General features: G+C 71.6%; 20 protein-coding genes. 10 read left to right on the top strand and 10 right to left on the bottom strand.

Annotation, left to right across the window (positions count from 1 at the left end):
- Positions 1–67 precede the first annotated feature (67 nt).
- The 8 genes from ABZ354_RS01720 to ABZ354_RS01685 all read left to right on the top strand — a co-directional run bounded on the left by ABZ354_RS01720 (position 68) and on the right by ABZ354_RS01685 (position 10,689).
- Positions 68–994, top strand: coding sequence for a sugar ABC transporter permease (locus ABZ354_RS01720; RefSeq protein ID WP_358651808.1), 927 nt, complete (start codon positions 68–70; stop codon positions 992–994).
- Positions 995–997: 3 nt separating this feature from the next.
- Positions 998–1,921 (top strand): carbohydrate ABC transporter permease, encoded by a 924-nt coding sequence (locus tag ABZ354_RS01715; protein WP_358651806.1) that lies wholly within the window; start codon positions 998–1,000, stop codon positions 1,919–1,921.
- 222 nt (positions 1,922–2,143) lie between these two features.
- Entirely contained in the window at positions 2,144–3,343 is a 1,200-nt protein-coding gene (locus ABZ354_RS01710) for an ROK family transcriptional regulator (RefSeq protein ID WP_358651804.1), read from the top strand.
- A gap of 134 nt (positions 3,344–3,477) precedes the next feature.
- The gene (locus ABZ354_RS01705) at positions 3,478–4,575 is read left to right on the top strand and encodes a substrate-binding domain-containing protein (RefSeq protein ID WP_358652227.1); all 1,098 of its coding nucleotides are present in this window, start codon (positions 3,478–3,480) and stop codon (positions 4,573–4,575) included.
- Between the two features lie 197 nt (positions 4,576–4,772).
- On the top strand, positions 4,773–5,564 hold the full coding sequence (locus ABZ354_RS01700) for an ATP-binding cassette domain-containing protein (protein WP_358651802.1): 792 nt from the start codon (positions 4,773–4,775) through the stop codon (positions 5,562–5,564).
- On the top strand, positions 5,561–6,856 hold the full coding sequence (locus tag ABZ354_RS01695; RefSeq protein ID WP_358651800.1) for a sugar ABC transporter permease: 1,296 nt from the start codon (positions 5,561–5,563) through the stop codon (positions 6,854–6,856). Before ABZ354_RS01700 ends, ABZ354_RS01695 begins: the two co-directional genes overlap by 4 nt.
- 252 nt (positions 6,857–7,108) lie before the next feature.
- Complete coding sequence (gene dxs, locus ABZ354_RS01690; protein ID WP_358652225.1) at positions 7,109–9,028, top strand: 1-deoxy-D-xylulose-5-phosphate synthase; 1,920 nt, start codon at positions 7,109–7,111, stop codon at positions 9,026–9,028.
- A gap of 143 nt (positions 9,029–9,171) precedes the next feature.
- The gene (locus tag ABZ354_RS01685; protein ID WP_358651798.1) at positions 9,172–10,689 is read left to right on the top strand and encodes an amino acid permease; all 1,518 of its coding nucleotides are present in this window, start codon (positions 9,172–9,174) and stop codon (positions 10,687–10,689) included.
- A 12-nt stretch (positions 10,690–10,701) separates the two neighbouring features.
- Here the strand turns inward: ABZ354_RS01685 and ABZ354_RS01680 are convergent, their stop codons facing one another.
- From ABZ354_RS01680 to ABZ354_RS01655, 6 genes are all read right to left on the bottom strand, one after another.
- A complete protein-coding gene (locus ABZ354_RS01680) occupies positions 10,702–11,103 on the bottom strand; it encodes an NTP pyrophosphohydrolase (RefSeq protein WP_358651796.1) in 402 nt (133 codons plus the stop codon).
- A gap of 98 nt (positions 11,104–11,201) precedes the next feature.
- Complete coding sequence (locus ABZ354_RS01675) at positions 11,202–13,331, bottom strand: 3-hydroxyacyl-CoA dehydrogenase NAD-binding domain-containing protein (RefSeq protein ID WP_358651794.1); 2,130 nt, start codon at positions 13,329–13,331, stop codon at positions 11,202–11,204.
- Positions 13,328–14,548, bottom strand: coding sequence for an acetyl-CoA C-acyltransferase (locus ABZ354_RS01670; RefSeq protein ID WP_358651792.1), 1,221 nt, complete (start codon positions 14,546–14,548; stop codon positions 13,328–13,330). Before ABZ354_RS01670 ends, ABZ354_RS01675 begins: the two co-directional genes overlap by 4 nt.
- 441 nt (positions 14,549–14,989) lie before the next feature.
- The gene (locus ABZ354_RS01665; RefSeq protein ID WP_358651790.1) at positions 14,990–16,330 is read right to left on the bottom strand and encodes a ribonuclease D; all 1,341 of its coding nucleotides are present in this window, start codon (positions 16,328–16,330) and stop codon (positions 14,990–14,992) included.
- 167 nt (positions 16,331–16,497) lie between these two features.
- Positions 16,498–17,160, bottom strand: coding sequence for a response regulator transcription factor (locus ABZ354_RS01660; RefSeq protein ID WP_358651789.1), 663 nt, complete (start codon positions 17,158–17,160; stop codon positions 16,498–16,500).
- Positions 17,161–17,678: 518 nt separating this feature from the next.
- The gene (locus tag ABZ354_RS01655) at positions 17,679–18,425 is read right to left on the bottom strand and encodes a DUF3000 domain-containing protein (RefSeq protein ID WP_358651787.1); all 747 of its coding nucleotides are present in this window, start codon (positions 18,423–18,425) and stop codon (positions 17,679–17,681) included.
- Positions 18,426–18,566: 141 nt separating this feature from the next.
- On the opposite strand from ABZ354_RS01655, the gene hemE reads away from it, so the two are divergent.
- Together hemE and ABZ354_RS01645 are read left to right on the top strand one after the other, a co-directional pair.
- Complete coding sequence (hemE, locus tag ABZ354_RS01650) at positions 18,567–19,634, top strand: uroporphyrinogen decarboxylase (RefSeq protein WP_358651785.1); 1,068 nt, start codon at positions 18,567–18,569, stop codon at positions 19,632–19,634.
- A 641-nt stretch (positions 19,635–20,275) separates the two neighbouring features.
- Positions 20,276–21,493: an FAD-dependent monooxygenase gene (locus tag ABZ354_RS01645; protein WP_358651784.1), complete on the top strand. Its 1,218-nt coding sequence runs from the start codon at positions 20,276–20,278 to the stop codon at positions 21,491–21,493.
- Between the two features lie 61 nt (positions 21,494–21,554).
- On the opposite strand, the gene ABZ354_RS01640 is transcribed toward ABZ354_RS01645, so the two are convergent.
- Genes ABZ354_RS01640 through ABZ354_RS01625 form a run of 4 tightly spaced genes read right to left on the bottom strand, consistent with a single transcriptional unit; the run spans position 21,555 to position 26,439 of the window.
- A complete protein-coding gene (locus ABZ354_RS01640) occupies positions 21,555–22,283 on the bottom strand; it encodes an ABC transporter ATP-binding protein (protein WP_358651782.1) in 729 nt (242 codons plus the stop codon).
- Between the two features lie 9 nt (positions 22,284–22,292).
- A complete protein-coding gene (locus ABZ354_RS01635; RefSeq protein ID WP_358651780.1) occupies positions 22,293–23,099 on the bottom strand; it encodes an ABC transporter ATP-binding protein in 807 nt (268 codons plus the stop codon).
- Positions 23,096–25,195: an ABC transporter permease gene (locus tag ABZ354_RS01630; protein ID WP_358651778.1), complete on the bottom strand. Its 2,100-nt coding sequence runs from the start codon at positions 25,193–25,195 to the stop codon at positions 23,096–23,098. Before ABZ354_RS01630 ends, ABZ354_RS01635 begins: the two co-directional genes overlap by 4 nt.
- Before the next feature lie 41 nt (positions 25,196–25,236).
- On the bottom strand, positions 25,237–26,439 hold the full coding sequence (locus ABZ354_RS01625) for an ABC transporter substrate-binding protein (protein ID WP_358651776.1): 1,203 nt from the start codon (positions 26,437–26,439) through the stop codon (positions 25,237–25,239).
- Between the last annotated feature and the right edge of the window lie 4 nt (positions 26,440–26,443).

Genomic DNA, 26,443 nt, shown 5'->3' with positions numbered 1-26,443 from the left:
GGCGCCGCACGCGCGCGGGGCGGGCCCTGGTGGCAGCTCCCGCGCGCGCAGATCGGGGTCGGTAGCAATGCAGCACGGCAAGTACCGGTTCATCGTGGGGTTCCTCGCGGTGCCTCTGGGGCTGTACGGGCTTTTGGTCGTCTGGCCGTTCATCCAGTCCATCTACTACTCGTTCACTGACTGGACGGGCCTCAGTCCCGACTTCAAGATGGTCGGCTTCGACAATTACGAAAGGATGCTCGACGACGACGTCTTCTGGAAGTCGCTCCAGCACAGCCTGCTGTTCGCGGTGCTGCTGCCGGTCGTGACGCTCGGTCTGGCGCTGTTCTTCGCGTTCATGATCAACGTGGGCGGGAAGCGCCGCAGGGGCGGGCCGGTCATCACCGGCGTCCGCGGCTCCGGCCTGTACAAGATCGTCTACTTCTTCCCGCAGGTGCTGTCCATCGCGATCGTGGCGCTGCTGTTCGCCTTCGCCTACAACCCGGACAGCGGCGCCATCAACTCGCTGCTGCGCGGCATCGGCCTCGAGAGCGTCCAGCCGCTGTGGCTCGGCGACCCGAGCCTCGCGCTGTGGTGCGTGATGGCGGTGATCGTGTGGTCCACGGTCGGCTTCTTCGTGGTGCTCTTCTCCGCGGGCATGGCCTCCATCCCCGCGGACCTGTACGAGGCCGCCCTGCTGGACGGCGCGAGCCGCGTCACCACGTTCTTCCGGATCACCCTGCCGCTGCTGTGGGACACCGTGCAGTCCGGCTGGGTCTACATGGGCATCCTGGCCCTCGGAGCCGAGTCCTTCGCGGTCGTGCACATCATGACGACCGGACCGGGCGGCCCCGACTACTCGACCACCGTCATGGTCCTGTACGTGTACCAGAAGGCGTTCCGTGACGGTCAGGCCGCCTACGCCACCACCATCGGCGTCGCCCTGCTCATCGTGACGCTGGCCTTCGCGGCCGTCGTGATGCGGCTGGGCCGGCGCGAGCGGCTGGAGTACTGACAGATGAAGACGACCGAGACCCCCGCCCCCGTACCGGCCGAGCGCGGCACGACCGTGACGAAGACGGACGGGAAGCCCGCGCCCCCCGCCGAGCAGAAGAAGGAGGGCGTGGTCCTCAACGCCTTCTCGCACGGCATGCTCGTCCTGTGGGCGTTCATGGTGGCCCTGCCGCTGCTGTGGGCGGTGATGACGTCCTTCAAGGACGACGCCTCCATCTTCGACTCGCCCTGGTCGCTGCCGGACAGGCTGCACTTCGACAACTGGTCGCGGGCCTGGAACCAGGGCCACATGGGCGACTACTTCTTCAACACCGTCCTGGTGGTCGGCGGCTCGCTCATCGGCACCCTGGTGCTGGGCTCGATGGCGGCGTACGTGCTGGCCCGGTTCGACTTCCCGGGCAACCGCTTCCTCTACTACCTGTTCGTCGGCGGCATGAGCTTCCCGATCATGCTGGCGATGGTGCCGTTGTTCTACGTCGTGGACAACATGGGGCTGCTGAACACGATCCACGGCCTGATCCTGGTCTACATCGCGTACTCGCTGCCGTTCACCGTGTTCTTCCTGACGGCGTTCTTCCGGACCCTGCCGACCACGGTGGCGGAGGCGGCGCTCGTGGACGGTGCCTCGCACACCAGGACGTTCTTCCAGATCATGCTGCCGATGGCCAAGCCGGGCCTGATCAGCGTGGGCATCTTCAACTTCCTGGGGCAGTGGAACCAGTACATGCTGCCGACGGTGCTGAACACCGACCCGGAGAAGCGCGTCCTGACCCAGGGTCTGGTCCAGCTGGCCGTCTCCCAGGGCTACAAGGGCGACTGGTCGGGACTCTTCGCGGGCCTGGTCATGGCCATGCTGCCGGTGCTGGCGGCGTACATCGTCTTCCAGCGGCAGGTGGTGCAGGGCCTGACGGCGGGCGCGCTGAAGTAGTCCGCGCGCCCTCGCGAGAAGTTTTTTTCCGACACCCGTGGCCCTGCGCCACCGCTCGTGCGCACGCCGTTCCCGCTGCGGGGACGGCGTGCCGCGGCGTGCCCGGGTTCCGGATGTGGTTCAACCTCTTGACGGTAGGCGACCCGAACAGGTCAGCTTAGAGTTCACTAGTTGGACATAGACGGGGCCTCATCGATGCGGTCCCGTGCGCAGGAGGTCGTCGTGGAGACTCCGGGGTCGCAGTCGTCGCTGCACCGAGCCAACCTGGAGAGGGTCGTCCGAGCCGTACGGCTGGCCGGCTCGCTCACCCAGGCGGAGATCGCGAGGACGACGGGCCTGTCGGCCGCGACGGTCTCCAACATCGTGCGGGAACTGAAGGAAGGCGGAACCGTCGAGGTCACCCCCACCTCGGCCGGTGGCCGCCGGGCCCGTGCCGTCTCACTGAGCGGCGATGCCGGCATCGTCATCGGTGTGGACTTCGGGCACACGCATCTGCGGGTCGCGATCGGGAATCTCGCCCACCAGGTACTGGCCGAGGAGGCCGAGCCGCTGGACGTGGACGCCTCCTCGGCGCAGGGCTTCGACCGGGCGGAGCAACTGGTCAGCCGACTGATCGAGGCGACCGGCGTCGACCGTACCAAGATCGCCGGTGTGGGCCTCGGCGTGCCCGGCCCGATCGACGTGGAGTCCGGCACCCTCGGGTCGACCGCCATCCTGCCCGGGTGGAGCGGCACCAGACCCGCCGAGGAGCTGCGGGGGCGGCTCGGCGTCCCCGTGCACGTGGACAACGACGCGAACCTCGGCGCCCTCGGCGAGATGGTCTGGGGGAGCGGGCGCGGGGTGCGCGACCTGGCGTACATCAAGGTCGCCAGCGGTGTCGGCGCCGGGCTGGTGATCGACGGAAAGATCTACCGCGGCCCGGGCGGCACGGCGGGCGAGATCGGACACATCACTCTCGACGAGTCCGGCCCCGTCTGCCGCTGCGGCAACCGGGGCTGCCTGGAGACCTTCACGGCCGCGCGCTACGTGCTGCCCCTGCTCCACTCCAGCCACGGCACCGGCCTCACGCTGGAAGGGGTCGTCCGGCTGGCACGGGACGGCGACCCGGGCTGCCGCCGTGTGGTCGCCGACGTCGGCCGTCACATCGGCAGCGGGGTCGCCAATCTGTGCAACCTGCTGAACCCGAGCCGGGTGGTCCTCGGCGGCGATCTCGCGGAGGCCGGTGAGCTGGTGCTCGGTCCCATCCGGGAGTCCGTCGGCCGCTATGCGATCCCCAGCGCGGCACGCCAGCTGTCCGTTCTCCCCGGGGCGCTCGGGGGCCGTGCGGAGGTGCTCGGGGCGCTCGCTCTCGCACTGAGCGAGATGGGCGATTCCACCCTTTTGGATGGTCCGCTGTCCACACCGGCACCCGCCTTCACTTAGAGAACGTATGGCACCGTTGCCAACCCGTTAAGGATTTACTTCTTGACGTCGCATGTGTGGCCGAGTTGACTTCCAGCCACCTCGGCCGCAACGTCGCGGCCTCGTCAGGGAGGTTTGTAGAAGTGAACACGCGTATGCGTCGTGCCGCTGTCGTCGTCGCCGCCGGTGCGATGGCCGTCTCGCTGGCCGCCTGTGGCAGCGCCAAGGAGTCCGGCGACAAGGCCGAGTCCTCCGGCTCCGCCGCCAAGGGCGACGACATCAAGGTCGGACTGCTCCTGCCGGAGAACAAGACCGCCCGCTACGAGAAGTTCGACCGCCCCTTGATCGAGAAGAAGATCAAGGAGCTCACGAACAACAAGGCCGAGATCCAGTACAACAACGCCCGCCAGGACGCGAACCTGCAGGCGCAGCAGGTCGACACCATGATCACCAACAAGGTGGACGTCCTGATCCTGGACGCGGTCGACGCCAAGGCCATCAAGAACTCGGTCCAGAAGGCCGTGGACTCCGGCATCAAGGTCGTCGCCTACGACCGCCTCGCCGAGGGCCCGATCAGCGCCTACACCTCCTTCGACAACGTCGAGGTCGGCCGCACCCAGGGCAAGGCACTGCTCGACGCCCTGGGCGACAAGGCCAAGGACAGCCAGATCGTCATGATGAACGGCTCCGTCACGGACCCGAACGCCGCCCAGTTCAAGAAGGGCGCCCACGAGGTCCTCGACGGCAAGGTCAAGGTCGGCAAGGAGTTCGACACCAAGGAGTGGTCGCCGGACAACGCCAACGCCAACATGGAGGCGGCGATCTCGGCGCTCGGCAAGAGCAGGATCGCCGGTGTCTACTCCGCCAACGACGGCATGGCGGGCGGCATCATCACCGCCCTGAAGGCCGCCGGCATCAAGGTGCCCGTCACCGGCCAGGACGCCGAGCTCGCCGGTGTGCAGCGCATCGTCTCCGGCGACCAGCACATGAGCGTCTACAAGCCCTACGCCCCGGAGGCCGACGCCGCCGCCGCGATGGCCGTCGCGCTCGCCAAGGGCGAGAGCCTCGACTCCGTCGCCAAGGACAAGGTCTCCAGCGGCAGCGCCAAGGACGTCCCGTCGGTGCTCGTCCCCGTCACCTCGCTGACCCAGGACAACATCAACGACACCGTCATCAAGGACGGCGTCTACACCGCCGCCGAGATCTGCACCGGCAAGTACAAGGCCGCCTGCGACAAGCTCGGCGTCAAGTAGCAGCCCCGACGTGCCCCGCGGGTACGGGAGCCTGCCCGGGCTCCCGTACCGCGACCGCATGTCGGGACGGCCGCACCCCAGGCTCCTCCGGCGCCCCGCGCACCGACAGCCCCGCAAGCTCGTGGCGGGGCGCCGGACGGATCACCTTCCCCCCATTCCTCTGCACTACCTTCCGCCGGGTCTAGGCGGCGAAGGAGATGGTTCACGTGTCCGCTACGCCCGTGCTGGCGTTGCGCGGGGTCTCCAAGCGATTCGGTGCCGTCCAGGCGCTCACCGACGTCGAGCTTGAGGTCCATGCCGGTGAAGTGGTCGCCCTGGTGGGCGACAACGGTGCCGGAAAGTCCACGCTGGTCAAGACGATCGCCGGCGTGCACCCCATCGATGAAGGCGCCATCGAGTGGGACGGCAGAGCCGTCCAGATCGGCAAGCCGCACGACGCCCAGGAGCTGGGCATCGCGACCGTCTACCAGGACCTCGCGCTGTGCGACAACCTCGACGTCGTCGGGAACCTCTTCCTCGGCCGTGAGATCCAGCGCCGCGGAATCCTCGACGAGGTCGAGATGGAGCGGCGCGCCCGCGACCTCCTGCAGACCCTCTCGATCCGCATCCCCAGCGTGCGCATCCCGATCGCCTCGCTCTCCGGCGGTCAGCGCCAGGTCGTGGCCATCGCCCGCTCCATGCTCGGCGAGCCCAAGCTGGTCATCCTCGACGAGCCCACCGCCGCCCTCGGCGTCGAACAGACCGCGCAGGTCCTCGACCTCGTGGAGCGGCTGCGCGAGCGCGGACACGCCGTCATCCTCATCAGCCACAACATGGCCGACGTCAAGGCGGTCGCGGACAAGGTCGCCGTGCTGCGCCTGGGCCGCAACAACGGTGTCTTCGAGGTCAAGACGACCTCCCAGGAGGACATCATCGCCGCGATCACCGGCGCCACCGACAACGCCGTGACCCGCCGTGCGGCGCGCTCGAACGGGGAGGTTTCCAAGTGAGCACAGAGAAGACCTCCGTCAGCGGGCAGGGCACGCACGACGTGGTGAACCCCGAGGCCGCCGCGGCCGCGGTCACCGCCGTCGACCCCCGCCTGCTGGTCCGCGAGCAGGGCCTGGCCGGCTACTGGGGCGAGTTCAAGCGCAAGATGAAGGCGGGCGAGCTGGGGTCCCTCCCCGTCGTCGTCGGCCTCGTCCTGATCTGCGTGATCTTCCAGAGCCTCAACTCCGCGTTCCTGTCCGCGCAGAACATCAGCGACATCACCGTCACGATGGTCGGCACCGGCATGATCTCGGTCGGCATCGTGTTCGTGCTGCTGCTCGGTGAGATCGACCTGTCGGTCGGCTCGGTCTCCGGCGCCGCCAGCGCCATCGCGGCCGTCCTCGCCGTCAACCAGGGCATGCCCGAGTGGCTCGCGGTGCTCCTCGCCATCGTCGCCGGCGCGGCCATCGGCGCGCTGCACGGCTTCTTCTTCGCGGTGCTCGGCGCCCCCGCCTTCGCCGTGACCCTGGCCGGCCTGCTGTTCTGGCTCGGCTTCATGCTGAAGATCCTCGGCGAGAACGGCACGATCAACCTCGACAGCGACGGCTTCATCGGCAAGCTGACGACGTACTTCTTCACCGACGTCGCCGCCGCGTACGGGCTGGCCGCCGTGGTCGTGGTGGTGTTCTTCGTCACCAACTTCCTCGGCAACCGCCGCCGGGAGTCCGTGGGCATCCCCTCCCGGCCGCTCAGCGACATCGTCCTGCGGACCGTGCTGCTGGCGGTCGTCACCTTCGCCGGCGCGATCATGTACAACCAGTACAAGGGCCTGCCGCTGGCCACGGTGATCTTCCTCGGTTTCCTGTTCGGCACGGACTTCCTGCTGCGCCGCACCGCGTTCGGCCGCAAGGTCAACGCCCTCGGCGGCAGTGTCGAGGCCTCCCGGCGCGCCGGTATCAACGTCACCGCGGTCCGCATCTCGGTCTTCGCCATCGCCGGTGGCTTCTCCGCGATCGGCGGTCTGTTCCTGGCCTCGAAGATCGCGTCGGCCAACCAGAGCGCCGGTACCGGTGACCTGCTGATGAACGCGATCGCCGCGGCCGTCATCGGTGGTACGTCCCTCTTCGGCGGCCGGGGCCGCACGTGGAACGCGCTGCTCGGTGTGCTGGTGATCGTCTCCATCCAGTACGGGCTCCAGCTGGAGTCCATCGCCGAGCCGGTGAAGTACATGATCACCGCGGCGGTGCTGCTGACCACCGTCGTGATCGACTCGGTCACCCGCAAGACCCAGAAGACGGCCGGCCGGGCCTGAGGGTCCGCCTCTCGCCGCAGGGGGCGCGGAGGATCTGCGGCAGCGGGCCCGTCGTGGCCCGTCGCGCGGTCCCCCGCGCCCCTCGGACGTCAGTTGCCCGGTGCCTCCTCGGCGCCGGGCAACTGACGTTCGGCCGAGGTCCGGCGTTCGCGTGACGTACGACGCACCGCCCGGGCGCAGCCCGCCGAGCCGGAAGATTAGACTCGACAAGCCCGGCAAATGCTCAACAGCTCAAACCGCAAGGAGGCACGGGTGCCGCTGCTGACCCGCATCAGGGGACCGCGCGATCTGGACACGCTCAGCCCGGAGGAGCTGGACCAGCTGGCCCGGGAAATCCGTACCTTCCTCGTCGAGGCCGTCTCCAAGACGGGCGGCCACCTCGGACCCAACCTCGGCGTCGTCGAGCTCACCATCGCCCTGCACCGGGTCTTCGAGTCACCCCGGGACAAGGTCCTGTGGGACACCGGCCACCAGTCCTACGTGCACAAGCTGCTCACCGGGCGTCAGGACTTCTCCAGGCTGAAGATGAAGGGCGGCCTGTCCGGCTACCCCTCGCAGGCCGAGTCCGAGCACGACGTCATCGAGAACAGCCACGCCTCCACCGTCCTCGGCTGGGCCGACGGCATCGCCAAGGCCAACCGGATCAAGCGGCGCGACAGCCACGTCGTCGCGGTCATCGGCGACGGCGCGCTGACCGGCGGCATGGCCTGGGAGGCGCTGAACAACATCGCCGACGCCAAGGACCGCCCGCTCGTCATCGTCGTCAACGACAACGAGCGCTCCTACGCACCCACGATCGGCGGACTCGCCAACCACCTGGCGACCCTGCGCACCACCGACGGCTACGAGCGCTTCCTGGCCCGCACCAAGGAACTCCTGGAGCGCACCCCGGTCGTCGGCAAACCGCTCTACGACACCCTGCACGGCGCGAAGAAGGGCCTGAAGGACTTCATCGCCCCGCAGGGCCTGTTCGAGGACCTGGGCCTGAAGTACGTCGGCCCGATCGACGGCCACGACATCGAGGCCCTGGAGTCCGCGCTCGCCCGTGCCAAGCGCTTCAACGGCCCCGTCATCGTGCACTGCCTCACCGAGAAGGGCCGCGGCTACCAGCCCGCCCTGGCCGACGAGGCCGACCGCTTCCACGCCGTCGGCAAGATCCACCCCGACACGGGCCTGCCCATCGCCTCCTCCGGCGCCGACTGGACGAGCGTCTTCGGCGAGGAGATGGTCCGGCTCGGCGAGGAGCGCGAGGACGTCGTCGCCATCACCGCGGCCATGCTCCAGCCCGTCGGCCTGGACAAGTTCGCCAAGCGCTTCCCCGACCGGGTCTACGACGTCGGCATCGCCGAGCAGCACGCCGCGGTCTCCGCCGCCGGCCTCGCGCACGGCGGAGTCCACCCCGTCTTCGCCGTCTACGCCACCTTCCTCAACCGCGCCTTCGACCAGGTCCTGATGGACGTCGCCCTGCACCGGTGCGGCGTCACCTTCGTGCTGGACCGCGCGGGCGTCACCGGCACCGACGGCGCCTCCCACAACGGCATGTGGGACATGTCGATCCTCCAGGTCGTGCCCGGCCTCAGGCTCGCCGCGCCGCGCGACGCCGACCAGGTCCGCGCCCAGCTCCGCGAGGCCGTGGCGGTGGACGACGCGCCGACCGTGGTGCGCTTCTCCAAGGGCGCCGTCGGCCCCGCCGTACCGGCCGTGGGCCGCGTCGGCGGCATGGACGTCCTGCGCGAGGCCGGCACCGACACCCCGGACGTGCTGCTGGTCTCCGTCGGCGCCCTCGCCCCCATGTGCCTGGAGGTCGCCGCCCTCCTCGACCGGCAGGGCATCTCCACCACCGTCGTCGACCCGCGCTGGGTCAAGCCCGTCGACGCGGCCATGGCCCCGCTCGCCGAGCGCCACCGCGTCGTCGTCACCGTCGAGGACAACGTACGTGCCGGCGGCGTCGGCTCGGCCGTCGCCCAGGCCCTGCGCGACGCGGGGGTCGACGTGCCGCTGCGCGACTACGGCATCCCGCCGCGCTTCCTCGACCACGCCTCCCGCGCCGAGGTGCTCGCCGAGATCGGCCTCACCGCACCCGACATCGCCCGCCAGGTCACCGGCCTGGTCGCGAGGATCGACGGCCGGTACGAGCGCCCCGCCGCCGAGGTGGAGGCGGCCCGCGACTGACGGCTACGACGGTCGCGCTGGGCCGGTTGCACCACTCTTCACAGTGGTGTGACCGGCCCATTCGTGTGAAGGGGCGCATGCCGGGTCATACGTGCCACGCCCCCTCTCGATCATGTCGAGGACGACCAGCGTGTGAGGTACCCGTGAGCAGCAATCTCTTCAGGACGAAGAAGGTCGAGCAGTCCATCCTCGACACCGAGGAACCGGAGCACGCGCTGAAGCGGTCCTTGTCCGCGCTGGATCTGACCGTCTTCGGTGTCGGTGTCGTCATCGGCACCGGCATCTTCGTCCTCACCGGTGCGGTCGCCAAGGAGAACGCCGGCCCTGCCGTGGCCCTCTCCTTCGCCGTGGCCGGCCTCGTCTGCGCGCTGGCCGCACTGTGCTACGCCGAGTTCGCCTCCACGGTCCCCGTCGCCGGATCCGCCTACACCTTCAGCTACGCCTCGCTCGGTGAGCTGCCCGCCTGGACCATCGGCTGGGACCTGGTGCTGGAGTTCGCACTGGGGACGGCGGTGGTGGCCGTCGGCTGGGCCGGCTACATCCGCTCCCTGATGGAGAACGCGGGCTGGACGATGCCCGCCGCGCTCGGCGGCAGGGACGGCGCCCAGGGCTTCGGCTTCGACATCCTCGCCGCCGCCCTGGTCCTGGTGCTCACCGCGATCCTCGTCGTCGGCATGAAACTCTCCGCGCGGATCACCTCGATCGTCGTCGCCGTCAAGGTGACGGTCGTCCTCGTCGTGATCATCGCCGGCGCCTTCTTCATCGAGGGCGCCAACTACCACCCGTTCATCCCGGAGTCCAAGCCGGTCCCCGCCGGCGAGAGCCTCAACTCGCCGCTCATCCAGGTCCTGTTCGGCTGGGCGCCCTCCAACTTCGGCGTGATGGGCATCTTCACCGCCGCCTCGGTCGTCTTCTTCGCCTTCATCGGCTTCGACATCGTCGCCACGGCCGCCGAGGAGACCAAGAACCCGCAGCGCGACATGCCCCGCGGCATCCTCGGCTCCCTGCTCATCTGCACCGCGCTGTACGTCGCCGTGTCCGTCGTCGTCACCGGCATGCAGAACTACAGCAGACTGAGCGTGGACGCCCCGCTCGCCGACGCCTTCAAGGCCACCGGCCATCCCTGGTACGCGGGCTTCATCAGCTTCGGCGCGGCCGTCGGCCTCACCACCGTCTGCATGATCCTGCTGCTCGGCCAGACCCGCGTGTTCTTCGCGATGAGCCGCGACGGGCTGCTGCCCCGTTTCTTCTCCCGCGTCCACCCGCGGTTCAGGACCCCCCACCGGCCGACCATCCTGCTGGGCGTGCTCATCGCCGTCCTCGCGGGCTTCACCCCGCTCAGCGAACTTGCCGCGCTGGTCAACATCGGCACGCTGTTCGCCTTCGTCGTCGTCGCGATCAGCGTGGTCATCCTGCGCCGCACCCGCCCCGACCTGCCCCGCTCCTTCCACACCCCGTGGGTGCCGGTCCTGCCGGTCCTGTCGGTGGCCGCCTCCCTGTGGCTGATGCTGAACCTGCCCACCGAGACCTGGATCCGCTTCGGCATCTGGATGGCGATCGGCTTCGTCGTGTACTTCCTCTACAGCCGCACCCACAGCCGCCTGGCCCGCGGTGAGACACCGGCCGACGGGGCGGCCGAGCCCCGCGGCGACGCGACGTAGGAGCCGGGCGCTCTACGGCCGTACGGTCCGGGGGCCCGTCACGTCCGCGCCCAGCCCGGTGACCCGGCGGCGCAGTCCACGGTCCGCGGTGACGACCAGGACGGGGCGTTCGCCGGCCGCGGCGACCAGGCCGACCATGTGGTCGTCCCCGCTGCCGGGCGCGTCCTCCACCCGTACCCCGGGCACGGACGCCACGCCGCGGGCCGCGCCCTCCACCACGAGGACGATGTCCACCGGGCCGTCGTGCCCGGGCAGTCCGTCCGCCGCCAGCCGGTCGCGCAGCCGCTCGGCGGCCCCGCGCCGGTCGCGCCACCACCCGTCGGGCACCGACCCGACGACGTTCGCCGCGTCGACGATCAGGAGCAGGCCGGGGCGGTCCGTGGGGTCGGTGGGGGCGGCGGTCTCGTCGGTCATGCGGTCAGGGTCGCAGACGAGGCCCCGCGAGGTGGAAAACGTGGGGAAGGCGAAGGGCCCCCGCCGAGGCGGGGGCCCTTCTCACGCACGGCCGGGCATCACGCCGGGACGGACGCCACGCCCTGCTGAAGGAACCGCCTGCCGGTCACGCGCTCCGAGACACCCTCGCGGTCCAGGTACGGCGTGATGCCGCCCAGGTGGAAGGGCCAGCCGGCGCCCGTGATCAGGCACAGGTCGATGTCCTGCGCCTCGGCGACGACACCCTCGTCCAGCATCAGGCCGATCTCCTGCGCCACCGCGTCCAGGACACGGTCGCGGACCTGCTCCTCCGTGAGGACCGTGTCGCCCTGCTTCAGCAGCGCGGCGACCTCCGGGTCCAGCTCGGGCCGCCCGCTGTCGTAGACGTAGAAGCCGCGCTTGCCCGCCTCGACGACCGCCCTGAGGTTCGGGGAGACCGTGAAGCGGTCCGGGAACGCCGTGTTGAGCGTCTGGGAGACGTGCAGGCCGATCGCCGGGCCGACCAGCTCCAGCAGCACCAGCGGGGACATCGGCAGACCGAGCGGCTCGATGGCCTTCTCCGCGGTCTCGACCGGGGTGCCCTCGTCGATGACGTTCTGGATCTCGCCCATGAAGCGGGTGAGGATGCGGTTGACGACGAACGCCGGGGCGTCCTTCGTCAGGACGGCCGTCTTCTTCAGCTTCTTGGCCACGGCGAAGGCCGTGGCCAGGGACGCGTCGTCGGTCTGCTCACCGCGGACGATCTCCAGCAGCGGCAGCACCGCGACCGGGTTGAAGAAGTGGAAGCCGACGACCCGCTCGGGGTTCTTCAGCTTCGACGCCATCTCCGACACGGACAGCGACGAGGTGTTGGTGGCGAGGATCGCGTGCGCCGGGGCGACCGCCTCGACCTCCGCGAACACCTGCTGCTTGACGCCCATCTCCTCGAACACCGCCTCGATGACGAAGTCGGCGTCCGTGAAGCCGTCGGCCTTGTCCAGGACGCCCGTCACCAGCGCCTTGAGGCGGTTGGCCTTGTCCTGGTTGACCCGGCCCTTGCCGAGCAGCTTGTCGATCTCGGCGTGGACGTACCCCACACCCTTGTCGATGCGGTCCTGGTCGATGTCGGTCAGCACGACCGGCACCTCCAGACGGCGCAGGAAGAGCAGGGCGAGCTGCGAGGCCATCAGGCCGGCGCCGACCACGCCCACCTTGGTGACCGGGCGGGCGAGCGACTTGTCGGGCGCGCCGGCCGGGCGCTTGCCGCGCTTCTGCACCAGGTTGAACGCGTAGATGCCGGCGCGCAGCTCACCGCCCATGATCAGGTCGGCGAGCGCCTTGTCCTCGGCGTCGTACCCCTGCTGGAGGTCGCCGTTCTTGGCGGCGGCGATGATGTCCAGGGCACGGTAGGCGGCCGGGGCCGCGCCGTGCACCTTGGAGTCGGCGAGGGAACGGCCCTTGGCGACGGCCTGGTCCCAGCCCTCGCCGCGGTCGATCACCGGGCGCTCGACGACGAGGTCGCCCTTGAGGACGGACGCCGTCCAGATCAGCGACTGCTCCAGGAAGTCCGCGCCCTCGAAGATCGCGTCGGCGATGCCGAGCTCGTGGACCTGCGTGCCCTTGAGCTGCCTGTTCTGGTTGAGGCTGTTCTCGATGACGACCTTGACGGCGTTCTCGGCGCCGATCAGGTTGGGCAGGAGTGTGCAGCCGCCCCAGCCGGGGACCAGACCGAGGAAGACCTCGGGCAGCGAGAACGCCGGGACGGCCGCGGACACCGTGCGGTAGGTGCAGTGCAGGCCGACCTCGACGCCGCCGCCCATGGCCGCGCCGTTGTAGTAGGCGAACGTCGGCACCGCGAGGCCCGCGAGGCGCTTGAAGACGTCGTGGCCGCCCTTGCCGATGGCGAGGGCGTCCTTGTGCTTCCCGAGCAGTTCGACGCCCTTGAGGTCGGCGCCGACGGCGAAGATGAACGGCTTGCCGGTGATGCCGGCCCCGACGATGTCGCCGGCCGCGGCCTCCTTTTCGACCTGGTCGATCGCGGTGTCCAGGTTCGCGAGCGACTGCGGGCCGAAGGTGGTCGGCTTGGTGTGGTCGTGGCCGTTGTCCAGGGTGATCAGGGCGAAGCGCCCGGCGCCCAGGGGGAGGTCGAAGTGGCGTACGTGCGCCTGCGTGACGACCTCGTCGGGGAACAGCTCGGCCGCGCCCTTGAGGAGTTCAGTGGTGGTGCTCACTTGGTGCCTCCGTCGAAGTGCGGGTTCTCCCAGATGACCGTCGCGCCCATGCCGAAGCCGACGCACATGGTGGTCAGGCCGTAGCGGACGTGCGGCTGCTCCTCGAACTGGCGGGCCAGCTGCGTCATCAGGCGGACGCCGGAGGAGGCGAGCGGGTGGCCGAAGGCGATGGCGCCGCCGTACTGGTTGACGCGCTCGTCGTCGTCGGCGATGCCGTAGTGCTCCAGGAAGGCCAGGACCTGGACGGCGAAGGCCTCGTTGATCTCGAAGAGGCCGATGTCGGAGATCGACAGTCCCGCCTGGGCGAGTGCCTTCTCGGTGGCCGGGATGGGGCCGTATCCCATGACCTCGGGCTCGACGCCCGCGAAGGAGTAGGCGACCAGGCGCATCTTGACGGGGAGGTCGTTCTCGCGCGCGAAGTCCTCGGACGCGATGAGTGAGGCGGTGGCGCCGTCGTTCAGACCGGCCGCGTTGCCCGCGGTGACCCGGCCGTGCACACGGAACGGGGTCTTCAGACCGGAGAGGTTCTCCAGCGTGGTGCCCGGACGCATCGGCTCGTCGGCGGTGACCAGGCCCCAGCCCGTCTCACCGGCCTCGGGGCTGGTACGGCGCACCGAGACCGGCACCAGGTCGGCCTGGATTTTGCCGTTGGCGTACGCCTTGGCGGCCTTCTCCTGGGAGCGCACCGCGTACTCGTCGGCGCGCAGCTTGGTGATCCCCGGGTACCGGTCGTGCAGGTTCTCCGCGGTCATGCCCATGAACAGGGCGGACTCGTCGACCAGCTTCTCGGAGACGAACCGCGGGTTCGGGTCGACGCCCTCGCCCATCGGGTGGCGGCCCATGTGTTCGACACCGCCCGCGACGGCGACGTCGTACGCGCCGAACGCGACGGAGCCGGCGACCGAGGTGACGGCGGTCAGCGCGCCCGCGCACATGCGGTCGATGGAGTAGCCGGGCACGGACTGCGGCAGGCCCGCGAGGATGCCGGCGGTGCGGCCGAGCGTCAGGCCCTGGTCACCGATCTGGGTGGTCGCGGCGATGGCGACCTCGTCGATCTTCTTCGGGTCCAGGCCGGGGTTGCGGCGCAGCAGCTCCCGGATCGCCTTCACGACGAGGTCGTCGGCACGGGTCTCGTGGTAGATGCCCTTCGGGCCCGCCTTGCCGAACGGGGTGCGGACGCCGTCGACGAAGACGACGTCCCTGACGGTACGAGGCACGATGGCTCTCCTCCAGGGTGCGGGGTGGCACTGCTGCGATGCGCATGCGCTGAGCGCGCGCTCAGGCTCATGCTACTTATCGGTAACGTAGCTGCACAGTCCCGGCAGGCGGAGCGGCGAAGGTCACACCGCGGGTCGGGCCGTCGAGCCGCGCGGGCCGGTCGTGATGGCCGTGGAGCGCCCGCGTGCCGTCCGTAGACCGTTCGCGTGCCGTCCGTGGGCCTTCCGGAGATCTTGGCGTGATTTCGACGCCGTAGGTCGGCCGTCATGGGCCCCTCGACGGCCACCAGGAGGCGATCCCGGCAGGTGAGGCGCGTGCCGCCCTGCCGTCGCCGCCGTTCTGCCTGTTCCTGCAACGCCCCTTTGCAACGTCTGCAACATTCGCGGCGACGGCACCCCGGGCGGCGAGGAACCCGGGGGAGTCCCGTCCGCCTTCCGCGCCTACGCCGACGGGTTCGGCCGCTGCGGCGGGTCCGGTTGGCCGGGCGGGTTCGGTGGGGCCGGCTGGTCCAACGCCTCCACCAGGGCCGGTGTCACCTGCTCCACCTGCCAGGCCCGCGCCCCGTACCCCGCGAGGGCGGCGGCGACCGACTCCGGGTCGGGGACCCGCGGCGGCTCCCAGCAGACCCGCCGCACCGTGTCCGGCGTGATCAGGTTCTCCTGCGGCATGTTCAGCCGCTCGGCCAGTGCCGTCACCGCCGCCCGCGCCGCCGACAGCCGCGCGGCGGCCTGCGGGTCCTTGTCGGCCCACGCCCGCGGCGGGGGAGGCCCGGTCACCGGCTGCCCCGGCTGCGGCAGCTGCGACTCGGTCAGCGCCTTGGCGCGGTCCACCGCGGCCTGCCACTGCTCCAGCTGGCGCCGGCTCATGCGGTTGCCGAAGCCGTTGAGCGCCGCGAGGGCGTTCGCGTTCGCCGGGAGGGCCAGCGCGGCCTCCACGATCGCCGCGTCGCCCAGCACCTTGCCGGGCGAGACGTCCCGGCGCTGCGCGATGCGGTCCCGGGTCTGCCACAGCTCCCGCACCACGGCGAGCTGCCGCCGGCGCCGCACCTTGTGCATGCCGGAGGTGCGCCGCCAGGGGTCCTTGCGCGGTTCGGCGGGCGGTGCCGAGGCGATCGCGTGGAACTCCTGCCTGGCCCAGTCCAGCTTGCCCTGCCGGTCCAGCTCCTTCTCCAGCGCGTCCCGCAGATCGACGAGCAGTTCGACGTCGAGCGCGGCGTACCGCAGCCAGGGCTCGGGCAGCGGCCGGGTCGACCAGTCGACGGCGGAGTGACCCTTCTCCAGGACGAACCCGAGGACGTTCTCGACCATCGCTCCGAGGCCGACACGCGGGAAACCGGCAAGCCGTCCGGCGAGTTCGGTGTCGAACAGCCGGGTGGGCACCATCCCTATCTCGCGCAGGCACGGCAGGTCCTGCGTGGCGGCGTGCAGCACCCACTCCACGCCGGACAGGGCCTCGCCGAGGCCGGACAGATCGGGGCAGGCGACCGGGTCGACGAGCGCGGTACCGGCGCCCTCGCGGCGCAGCTGCACGAGGTAGGCGCGCTGGCCGTAGCGGTAGCCGGAGGCACGCTCGGCGTCGACGGCGACGGGGCCGGACCCGGCGGCGAAGGCGGCGATCACCTCGGCGAGGGCGGCCTCGTCCGCGATCACGGGCGGGATGCCCTCACGGGGTTCGAGCAAGGGGATCGGCGCCTCCGTAGCAGAAGATCCGTCGTCGTCCGGAGGGGCGCCTCCGGTGGTTCGCAGGGGGCTGTCTGCTGCGGTTTCGTGGGCGTCGGTCACCTGTCAAGAGTATCCGTGCGCGGAAGGCGCCCGCCGGGGGAACGTTCCCTCTGCGGGCGCCACGGGGTCGTAAACAGGACAGCTCAGCGAGGGGTCCGGTTCACGGGTCGGAGGGGTGATGGCGGTAGTGGGGAGGGGGCGGCGGCCGGGCAAGGCGAGGGGGGCGGTCAGTGGATGATGCCGGTGCGCAGCGCCACGGCGACCATGCCGGCGCGGTCGCCCGTGCCGAGCTTGCGGGCGATGCGGGCCAGGTGGCTCTTGACGGTCAGGGCGGACAGTCCCATGGAGACGCCGATCGCCTTGTTCGACTGGCCCTCCGCGACCAGGCGCAGCACCTCGACCTCGCGGCCGGACAGTTCGCGGTAGCCGCCCGGGTGGCTCGGGGCACCCGGGCGGCGGCGGTGAAGGCGGGCGGCGGCGGCGCCGATGGGGGCGGCGCCGGGACGGGTGGGGAGCCCGATGTTGGTGCGGGTGCCGGTGACGACGTATCCCTTCACACCGCCCGCGAGGGCGTTGCGTACGGCGCCGATGTCGTCGGCCGCGGAGAGGGCGAGGCCGTTGGGCCAGCCCGCGGCACGGGTCTCGGACAGCAGGGTCAGGCCGGAACCGTCCGGCAGATGGACGTCGGCGACGCAGATGTCGCGGGGGTTGCCGATGCGGGGACGAGCCTCCGCGACGGACGAGGCCTCGATGACGTCGCGGACACCGAGCGCCCAGAGGTGGCGGGTGACGGTGGAACGGACGCGGGGGTCGGCCACGACCACCATGGCGGTCGGCTTGTTCGGGCGGTAGGCGACCAGGCTTGCGGGCTGCTCGAGGAGAACGGACACCAGGCCTCCTGGGGTACGGGAAGGGGCCGGCTCGTGGAGGTGAAGCCGGTACGAACCGTGCTTTCTAGGTCACAGTCGTCTTCGGCATCAAACCTCTGGGCCTTTAGAGAAAGATCACGATCTGGTGAGTAACAATCCGGGCAATTCGGACGCATGGTCGATCATTCGAAGATCGAACGGTTTCGGTCGGCGTCGCAACGCTTCCGAAAGTGGTCGTATCGACAAAGTGACGGTTCGTGCGATCCGGGTGGAGGTAAGCACGAGCGGCGAACCCGGTCGAACGGCGCGGGTGGCGAGCCGAAACGATGGCGCGGACGGCGATCCGGCACCGGGGCGCGGGCCGGCGGACCGGCGCGGCGACACGGGGCGACGATCCGGCGCGGCGCGCGGTGCGGCGTTCCGGTACGGGGCGCGGGTTGGCGTTCAGAAACGGGGGCGCTGGATGGCGTTCCGGCACGGAGAAGGCGTGCGGGGCGGTACTCGACCGCCCCGCACGCCTGTGCCCCGCTCGGGATGAGTCACATCGACTGGGGCCCTCTGCGCTGCGGCAGGGTCACCACCGACGCGTCGCCCGGACCGGCCGGCGGCAGCCCCGCGACCTGCGCCAGCAGATCGCACCAGGACGCCAGATGGGCGCCCGTGTCCGGCACCCCGCCCAGCCCCTCGCGGGGCGTCCAGGACGCCCGGATCTCGATCTGCGAGGCCGGCGGCCGCGCCGACAGACCGCCGAAGTAGTGCGAACTCGCCCGCGTCACCGTGCCGCTGGGCTCGCCGTACGTCAGACCGCGCGCCTGCAGCGCCCCGGTCAGCCACGACCAGCACACCTCCGGCAGCAGCGGGTCCGCCGCCATCTCCGGTTCCAGCTCCGCGCGCACCAGCGTCACCAGCCGGAACGAGCCCCGCCAGGCGTCGTGCCCGGCCGGGTCGTGCAGCAGCACCAGACGGCCGTCCGCCAGGTCCTGGTCGCCGTCGACGACCGCGGCCTCCAGCGCGTACGTGTAGGGCGCCAGCCGCTGCGGCGGGCGCGTGGGCTCCACCTCCACCTGCGGCCGCACCCGCGCCGCCCTCAGCGCGTCGACCGCCGCCCTGAAGGGCGGCGGCGCGGCGGCCGCCTGCCGGTCGCCCTCCCCGTCCTGCTCCGCGACGTTCGAGTCCTTGGTGTCCTCCGGGTCCTTGGTGCCCTCGGAGCCCGTGGAATTCCTGGAGTCCTTGGGTTCGTCCATACCGCCCGTGCCGTCCGACAGTCGTCCCTGAGCCGCAGCCATGCGGGGAAGGTTAGGGGAACGACGGCCTCGCGCAGGGCAAGACACCCGGTGGCGAGACGGACGTGCCGGACAAAGCAGCCCAAGTGACCGCCCGCCCGCCCGTGGCCGCCGCCGTTCCGGGGCCGTGCGAGACTTTCCGTCGTGAGTGCGAACGGAAGCCCCGCGGGCAAGCAGCCGACAGCGACGTACGAGTCAGTCTTCCTCAAGGCGTGCAGGCGCGAGGCCGTGCCGCACACCCCGGTCTGGTTCATGCGACAGGCCGGACGCTCCCTGCCGGAGTACCGCAAGGTCCGCGAGGGCATTCCGATGCTCGAGTCGTGCATGCGGCCCGAGCTGGTCACCGAGATCACCCTCCAGCCGGTGCGCCGGCACGGCGTGGACGCGGCGATCTACTTCAGCGACATCGTCGTCCCGCTCAAGGCGATCGGCATCGACCTCGACATCAAGCCCGGCGTGGGCCCGGTCGTCGAACAGCCGGTGCGCACCCGCGCCGACCTCGCCCGGCTCCGCGACCTCACCCCCGAGGACGTCTCGTACGTCACCGAGGCGATCGGCCTGCTCACCCGCGAGCTGGGCCCCACGCCCCTCATCGGCTTCGCCGGCGCGCCGTTCACCCTCGCGAGCTACCTCGTGGAGGGCGGCCCGTCCCGCACGTACGAGAACGCCAAGGCGATGATGTACGGCGACCCCGAGCTGTGGGCCGACCTGCTGGACCGCCTCGCCGAGATCACGGGCACCTTCCTGAAGGTGCAGATCGAGGCGGGCGCCTCCGCGGTCCAGTTGTTCGACTCCTGGGCCGGCGCGCTCGCCCCGGCCGACTACCGCCGCTCGGTCATGCCGGCGTCCGCGAAGGTGTTCCGCGCGGTGGAGGGCTACGGCGTGCCGCGCATCCACTTCGGCGTCGGCACCGGCGAACTGCTCCGGCTGATGGGCGAGGCCGGCGCGGACGTCGTCGGCGTCGACTGGCGCGTCCCGCTGGACGAGGCCGCCCGCCGCGTCGGGCCCGGCAAGGCGCTCCAGGGCAACCTCGACCCGACCCTGTTGTTCGCGGGCCGCGGGGCCGTCGAGACCAAGACCGACGAGGTCCTGCGCACGGCCGAGGGCATCGAGGGCCACATCTTCAACCTCGGCCACGGCGTCATGCCGGCCACCGACCCGGACGCGCTGACCCACCTCGTCGAGTACGTGCACACCCGCACGGCCCGCTGATCCACCGTCCGGGGCCCGCGCACCCGCTCTGCCGGCTCGCCGGCGGCGACGGGGCCGCGCGTGCCCGCCGGACAGCCGGCCGGGCGGCCCCGGCGGCGGCGTGCCCGGCCGCGGCGGCAGCGCGACGAGCGGGCGGCGGCATCCACCGCGGGGCCCGTCCCGTCGGCACCGGGCCGGTGCGCGTGCCACGCCGGGACACGTATGCCACCACGTCGCCGGTCACCGGGCCGGCCGCGCGATCAGCGCACGCACCGTGTCGTCCACGCCCCGGCGCCGCGCGGCAGGTCGACACCCGCTCCCCGCGGGACGCCGGGGCCGGGCCGTCACCCACGTGACGAGGACGGCCGAACGGGGTGACCGTCAGGCGGACACGCACCCCGCACCGCTGTGGCCGGCGGTGCGCCGACCGGAGCCGCCGCAGGCGGATGCGCCGACCGGGACGAGGACCGCCCACGCCGCGAACAGAGGGGACGTGCGCCGCTCACCGGCCTGACGCGCCTCGATAGGATCCGTCCCGGCTCCGTCCGTGAGGACCGGGCCAACGACCCCCACTACAGGGCGATTTCCGGCCGGGCGCGCCGTCGCGGCAGCAGCAGCGCCGGCGGGGGCGCCCGGAACACCGAGTGAGCGGAGTGCCAGTCATGCGTGGAGGCAGCGTCGCCGTGGTCGGCGGCAGCATAGCGGGATGCGCCGCGGCCCTGGCCGCGTATCGCGGCGGAGCGGAGCGTGTCACCGTGTTCGAGCGCGCCGACGCCCGGCTCCGCGACAGGGGAGTGGGGATCGCCCTCCACAGCGACCGGTACGACGAGCTGAGGGACGCCGGGTACGTGGCCCCCGAAATGCCGTGGGCGCCACTGACCCGGCGGGTGTGGAGCGTGCGCGACGGCGAAGCGGACCACGGCCGGGCCATCGGCGAGCAGCCCTTCTTCTTCCGTGCCTACAGCTGGGGCTCCCTGTGGAGCGAGCTGCGGCGCCGGGTGCCCGAGGAGGTCTCCTACCGGTCCGGCTCGGTGGTCACCGGCGTGGAGCCGGACTCCGACGGCGTGACGCTGCGACTCGCGGACGGATACCGGGAGCACTTCGACGTCGTGATCGGAGCGGACGGGTACCGTTCCGTCGTCCGCGAGGCCATGTTCCCCGGCACCGACGCGACGTACGCCGGGTACGTGGGCTGGCGCGGTACGTCGGCGGACGTCGCGGACCTCCCCTCGGACGGCTGCGACGCGCACACCGTCGTCTTCCCCGGCGGCCACTGCATGATCTACCGCATACCGGACGGGGCCGGCGGGCACCTGCTCAACTGGGTCCTGTACACCGCACCTCCGCGGACCGACGGCCTGCACCCCGACCTGCGGACCCCGACCTCCCTGCCGCCGGGGCGGCTCAACTCGGAGCTCACCGCCCACCTGCGCGCCCTGGTGGCCGACAACTTCCCGCCGTACTGGGCGGGCAGGGTGCTCCGCACCCCCGCCGAGACCACCTTCATCCAGCCCATCTACGACCTCGAGGTGCCGCGGTACGCATCCGGCCGGACGGTGCTCGTGGGCGACGCCGCCAGTGTCGCCCGGCCGCACATCGGCGGCGGCAGCGTCAAGGCGCTCCAGGACGCCACCGCCCTGGAAGCCGCCTGGACGGCCGGGGACACCTGGAACGAAGTCCTGGAGCGCTACGACGCCGGTCGCCGCCCCGTGGGGGCGGCCATGGTCGCGCTCGCCCGCAGGATGGGCAGCGCGCAGGTCGAGAACACACCCGACTGGCCGGCCATGGGCCAGGCGCAGTTCGACGCCTGGTGGCAGGACCAGAACAACGGGTCCGACCGGCGCAGCGGCTTCGGCGGGCACAGCATCAGGGTCGGGTAGGCGCGGCTGCGCAGGGGGCGGGGACCTCATGCGGGTCACCGCCCTCGTCGATGCCCGCGTCTCAGACCGCCGTCGGCGCGAGGTCGAGCGCGGCGTGCAGTGCGGTGGCGTCGCCGCGGGCGTCCTCGCCGTCCATGCGCAGCGTCACCCGCCCCGAGGTGAGGACCGTGAGCGTACGGGCGCACTCGGCGGCCCGGGCGGGGCTGGGGGACACCAGCAGAACGGCGATGCCCTCGTCCGCCAGCGTGGTCACCAGCTCGTTGACCTGCCGGACGAGTACGGGCGCGAGGCCCTCGGTGGGCTCGTCGAGCAGCAGCACGCTCGGTGAGCCGAGCAGCGCGCGGGCCAGCGCCAGCATCTGCTGTTCGCCGCCGGACAGGTCCGCACCCCGGTTGTTCCTGCGCTCGCCCAGCCGGGGCAGCAGTTCCAGGACGCGGGCGGGCGTCCACACGCTGGGGCGCGTGGTGTCCCCGCGGCGCGGCGTGCGGTGGGACAGCCGCAGGTGCTCGCCGACGGTGAGCCCGGCGAACACGCGGCGCCCCTGCGGTACGAGGCCGATCCCGGCACGGGCGACGCGGTGTGCGGGCTGCCCCGTCACGTCCCGGCCGGCCAGACGTACGGTGCCCGCGCCGGGACGTATGAGTCCGGCGACGGTGTGGATGAGGGTGGTCTTGCCCGCGCCGTTGTGGCCGACGACGGCGTGGACCGTGCCGGCGGGCACCGACAGGTCGAGGCCGTGCAGGACGGTGCCGCCGTGGTAGCCCGCGGTCAGGCCGGTGAGTTCGAGCACCGGGGTCGGTCATCCTCTCGTTTCGGTGGGGGCGGCGGAGGGCGCCGTACCGGTGTGGTGGTACGCGTCGCGGACCTCCGGGTGCGCGAGCACCTCCTGGGTCGGGCCGGTGACGAGAACCCGCCCGGCGACCAGCACCGTCGTCGTCGTGGCGAGGTGGGCGACCACGTCGACATGGTGCTCGACCAGGATGACCGCGACGCTCTCCGGCAGACCGCCCAGGATGCCGAGGAGCCGGCCGATGTCGGCGTCGGTCAGCCCGGCCGCCGGCTCGTCCAGCAGCAGCAGGCGCGGGTCGCCCGCCAGCGCGGCGGCGAGGTCGAGCATGCGGCGCCGGCCGTGGGAGAGCGTGGAGGCCGGCCGGTGGGCGACGTCCGCGAGGCCGACGGCCTCCAGATGACGGCCCGCCGACTCGGTGTGCTGCCGGTAGCGGGACGGGCTGCGCCACGCGCCGCGGCGCTTCGGATGGTGCGGCCAGCCGGCCAGGACGATGTTCTCCAGCACCGTCAGGTCGCCCATGACAGCGGGCTGTTGAAAGCTCCTGGCCATGCCGAGACGGCTGCGCTTCGCGGTGGCCGCACGGGTGATGTCCGCGCCCTCCAGGGCGATGGTGCCGTGGTCGGGCCGGTCGGTGCCGGCGATGAGGTTGAGCAGCGTGGTCTTGCCGGCGCCGTTGGGGCCGATGACGGCGTGCCGTGCGCCCGCGGGCAGCCGCAGGCTGACGTCGTCGACGGCGACGAGACTGCCGTATCTACGGGTCAGACGGGTGAGTTCCAGCACCGGGGGTGCCGACGCGGCGTTCGGTGCGGAGGTCATGGTGAGGCCTTCCCGGCGGGGGTCGGGGCGGGTGCGGCCGGGGGCTGTCCGGCGGGCCGGGGCCCGTGGGGCGGTGGCCCGCTCCGGGCGCCTGCGCCGCGCAGGCCCGCCAGACCGCGGGGCAGCAGGTACACGGCGGCGACGAACAGCGCGCCGAGCAGCAGCGGACCGTGTCCGGGCCACGAACCGGCGACCCAGTCACGGGTGACGACGATGAGCCCGGCTCCCAGCAGGGCGCCGATCACGGACGTCGTACCGCCGATGACGGCCGCCAGCAGTGCGAAGGCGGCGATCTCGAAGCCGACGTCGGCGGGGGAGAGGTACTGCTGGACGGTGACCATCAGTGAGCCGCCGACGCCGGCCAGCGCGCCGGCGCAGATGTGCGCCACCAGCAGGTAGCGGCCCACCGGGTGCCCCGAGGCGCGCATGCGGACCTCGGCACCCCGGGTGCCGATCAGCAGCTTCCCGGCCGGGGAGCGCAGCACCAGCAGGGTGACGGAGACGGCGATGACGGCGACGACGAGCGCGTAGGTGTAGAGCTCGCTCTCCTCGGACATCCCCTCGCCGCCCCACAACGCCTGGGTGGCCGGGAAACCCACGAGCCCGTCGGCGCCGCCGGTGACGGACTTGAGCTGGTTGATGACCGCGCTCGCCAGCTCACCGACGGCGAGCGTGATCATCAGTACGGTGGTGCCGCGGGCCCGGATGACGGCGGGCCCCACCACCGCGGAGAAGAGCGCGGCGGCGAGCGCCGAGAGGACGACCTGGACGGGGCCCGCGGTCCACCCGGCGTCCGCGAGGTTCGCGGTGGCGTACGCGCCGACGGCGAACGGCGCGGTCTGCCCGAGCGTGGGCAGCCCGGCGTAGCCGGTGAGGACGGTGACACTGACCGCGAGCAGTCCCAGAGCCAGGGCGGACCCGGCCAGCGAGATGCTGTACGTGTCGAGCAGCCCCGGCAGCGCGATCAGCACCGCGAGCAGGACGAGCAGCGCGGCGGCCTGCCGCCCGGCGGTCCCGCGCGGGAGCCGGCCGATCCCGGCGAGCACGCCCCCGCTCCAGCCGGGCGCCCGTGCGGGGTCCGGACCCGCGGGCCGCGCGTCGTCCCCGCCGTCCACCGGGCCCGCCCCGGGCGCCGGCGCGGGCGTCCCCGGAGTCCGGGGACGCAGCCGGGCGGCGAGGTGACGGCTGAGCCGGCCCACCGGGTCCGGCGACGGGTCCTGGGCGTCGTGCCCGGCCGCCGGTTCCGCGAAACGGGAGCGCAGCACCAGCACCGCCGCCATCGCGGCGAAGAGCAGGTACGGTGCCAGGTCCGGCGCCAGGGAGACGCCGAGTGTCTGGACCTCGCCCACGGCGATCGCCGCGAAGAACGTCGCCCACAGCGAGCGCAGCCCGCCGAGCACGACGACCACGAGGGACAGCATCAGCACCGTCTCGGACGTCCCGGGCCCGGGACCGATGATCGGCGCCCCGAGCACGCCCGCCGCGCCGGCCAGCGCACCGGCCGCCGCCAGTACACCGGTGTGCACCGCCCGGGGGCTGTGGCCGGTGATCGCGAGCATCTGCGGATCGTCGGCCGAGGCTCGGACGGCCGCACCCACCCGGGTCCGGGTCAGAACCCACGTGCCGAGAGCCGCGAGCAGCACGGCCATCACGATGAAGCCGAGTCGGTAGGCGGGGTAGCGGTGACCCAGCAGCGTCACCGAGGAGTCGAGCGCCTCGGGGACGCGTACCGGAAGCTCGTCCGCCCCGAAGAGCTGGATGAGCAGATCACCGCCGACCAGGGCCAGCCCGAACGTCAGCAGTGCCTGTGCGAGATGCCCGCGCCGGGCGAGCGGAGCCGTCGCGGCGGACAGCCCCGCCCCGGTGAGGCACGCCGCGGCGGTTCCGGCGGCCAGCCCGAGGGCGAGGCCGCCCCAGCTGCCGTCGCCCAGCTCGGCCCCCGTGTAGGCGCCGATCGCGTAGAGCGTGCCGTGGGAGAGATTCAGCACGCCCGCGGTACCGAACGCGAGGCTCAGACCGGCGGCGACCACGAACAGCAGCAGCCCGTAGGCCACCCCGTCCACCGCCGGTATGAGGTGGGCATCCAGGACTCCCATCTCAGCCGCCGAGTGTCGCCAGGTCCTGGAGGACTCCCATCTCAGCCGCCGAGTGTCGCCAGGTCCTGGACCATGACGTTCGACAGCTGGGCGCCGTCCGGCCGCACCTGACGCAGGTACCAGGTCTGCACCGGGGCGTGCGCCTTGTCGCTGAACTCCCAGGCGCCGCGCGGGCTGTCGATCTGGCCCAGGTCCGCGATGGCGTCGTTGATGGTCCGCGAGGTCACGTCACCCTTCTTCGCGGCGTCGGCGATCGCCTTGTCCAGCACGGACGCCGCGTCGTACGACGACATCGCGTACGTGGTGGGCTGGGTGTCGTACTCGGCGGTCCAGTCCGCGGCGAACGTGCGGTTGGCCTCGTTGCCGAGGTCCGGCGCGTAGTTCAGGACCGAGTAGATGTCCTTCGCCGCGTCGCCCTGGGCCTGGAGCACACTGCCCTCGGTGACGAACGCCGTGTACAGCGGCAGGTCGGCGACGTCGGACTGCGCGTACTGCTTGGCGAAGTCGATCGCGGCCTTGCCGGCGTAGAAGCAGTACACCGCCTTGGCGTCCGTCTTGGCGATCTCGGCGAAGTACGGCATGAAGTTCGTGGTCTTGGGGAACGGCGTCCAGGTGGTCTTGCCGTCGGGGTTGGCGAGCTCACCCCCCAGGCGCTTGAACTCGGCGGTGAAGCCGCGCAGTTCGTCGTGGCCGCCCTGGTAGTCGGGACCGATCGCGTAGACCGGTCCGTCGACCTTCTCCTTGACGTACGGGGCGATGGCCCTGCCCGGCTCGTCGGACAGGAAGCTCGTCGTCCACACGTACTCGATGTCCTTGACGGGCGGCCGGGCGTTCGTCCCCAGGAAGGGAATCCTGGCCTGGGTGACCAGCGGCAGCACCGCGTTGACCGAGCCGCCGCCGACAAGGCCCGTCAGCACGTCGACCTTGTCCTTCTTGACCAGCTTGGTGGCCGCGGGAACGGCAGTCGGCGGGCCGTCGCCCTCGTCCGCCACGATGAGCTCGACCTTGCGTCCACCCAGCTTGTTGCCGTGGGTCTTCAGGTACAGCTCGAACCCGGATCGCAGGTCGGTGCCGACCGGCTTGTACGTGCCGGAGAGGGAGGCGACCAGGCCGATCTTCACGGTGTCGTCGTCGGCGCCGCTGCCGCTGCTGCACCCGGTGACGACTGCCAGGCCGAAAGCGAGGGCGGTGGCGCCGACCGGACGGAATCCGGGGCGACGAAAACGGGATATGTGGGAGGTCATGAGG

The sequence above is a fragment of the Streptomyces sp. NPDC005925 genome, assembly GCF_040638805.1.
In the GTDB taxonomy this organism is placed as follows: Bacteria; Actinomycetota; Actinomycetes; order Streptomycetales; family Streptomycetaceae; genus Streptomyces.
Note: the sequence above shows the minus strand (reverse complement) of the source record. Positions and strands in the feature narration are given on the sequence as shown.

Coding starts and splice junctions, on each gene's coding strand:
- ABZ354_RS01720 (WP_358651808.1), top strand. CDS start 68: ATGCAGCACGGCAAGTACCGGTTCATCGTGGGGTTCCTCGCGGTGCCT.
- ABZ354_RS01715 (WP_358651806.1), top strand. CDS start 998: ATGAAGACGACCGAGACCCCCGCCCCCGTACCGGCCGAGCGCGGCACG.
- ABZ354_RS01705 (WP_358652227.1), top strand. CDS start 3,478: ATGCGTCGTGCCGCTGTCGTCGTCGCCGCCGGTGCGATGGCCGTCTCG.
- ABZ354_RS01700 (WP_358651802.1), top strand. CDS start 4,773: ATGGTTCACGTGTCCGCTACGCCCGTGCTGGCGTTGCGCGGGGTCTCC.
- ABZ354_RS01680 (WP_358651796.1), bottom strand. CDS start 11,103: ATGACCGACGAGACCGCCGCCCCCACCGACCCCACGGACCGCCCCGGC.
- ABZ354_RS01655 (WP_358651787.1), bottom strand. CDS start 18,425: ATGGCTGCGGCTCAGGGACGACTGTCGGACGGCACGGGCGGTATGGAC.
- ABZ354_RS01645 (WP_358651784.1), top strand. CDS start 20,276: ATGCGTGGAGGCAGCGTCGCCGTGGTCGGCGGCAGCATAGCGGGATGC.
- ABZ354_RS01635 (WP_358651780.1), bottom strand. CDS start 23,099: ATGACCTCCGCACCGAACGCCGCGTCGGCACCCCCGGTGCTGGAACTC.
- ABZ354_RS01630 (WP_358651778.1), bottom strand. CDS start 25,195: ATGGGAGTCCTGGATGCCCACCTCATACCGGCGGTGGACGGGGTGGCC.
- ABZ354_RS01625 (WP_358651776.1), bottom strand. CDS start 26,439: ATGACCTCCCACATATCCCGTTTTCGTCGCCCCGGATTCCGTCCGGTC.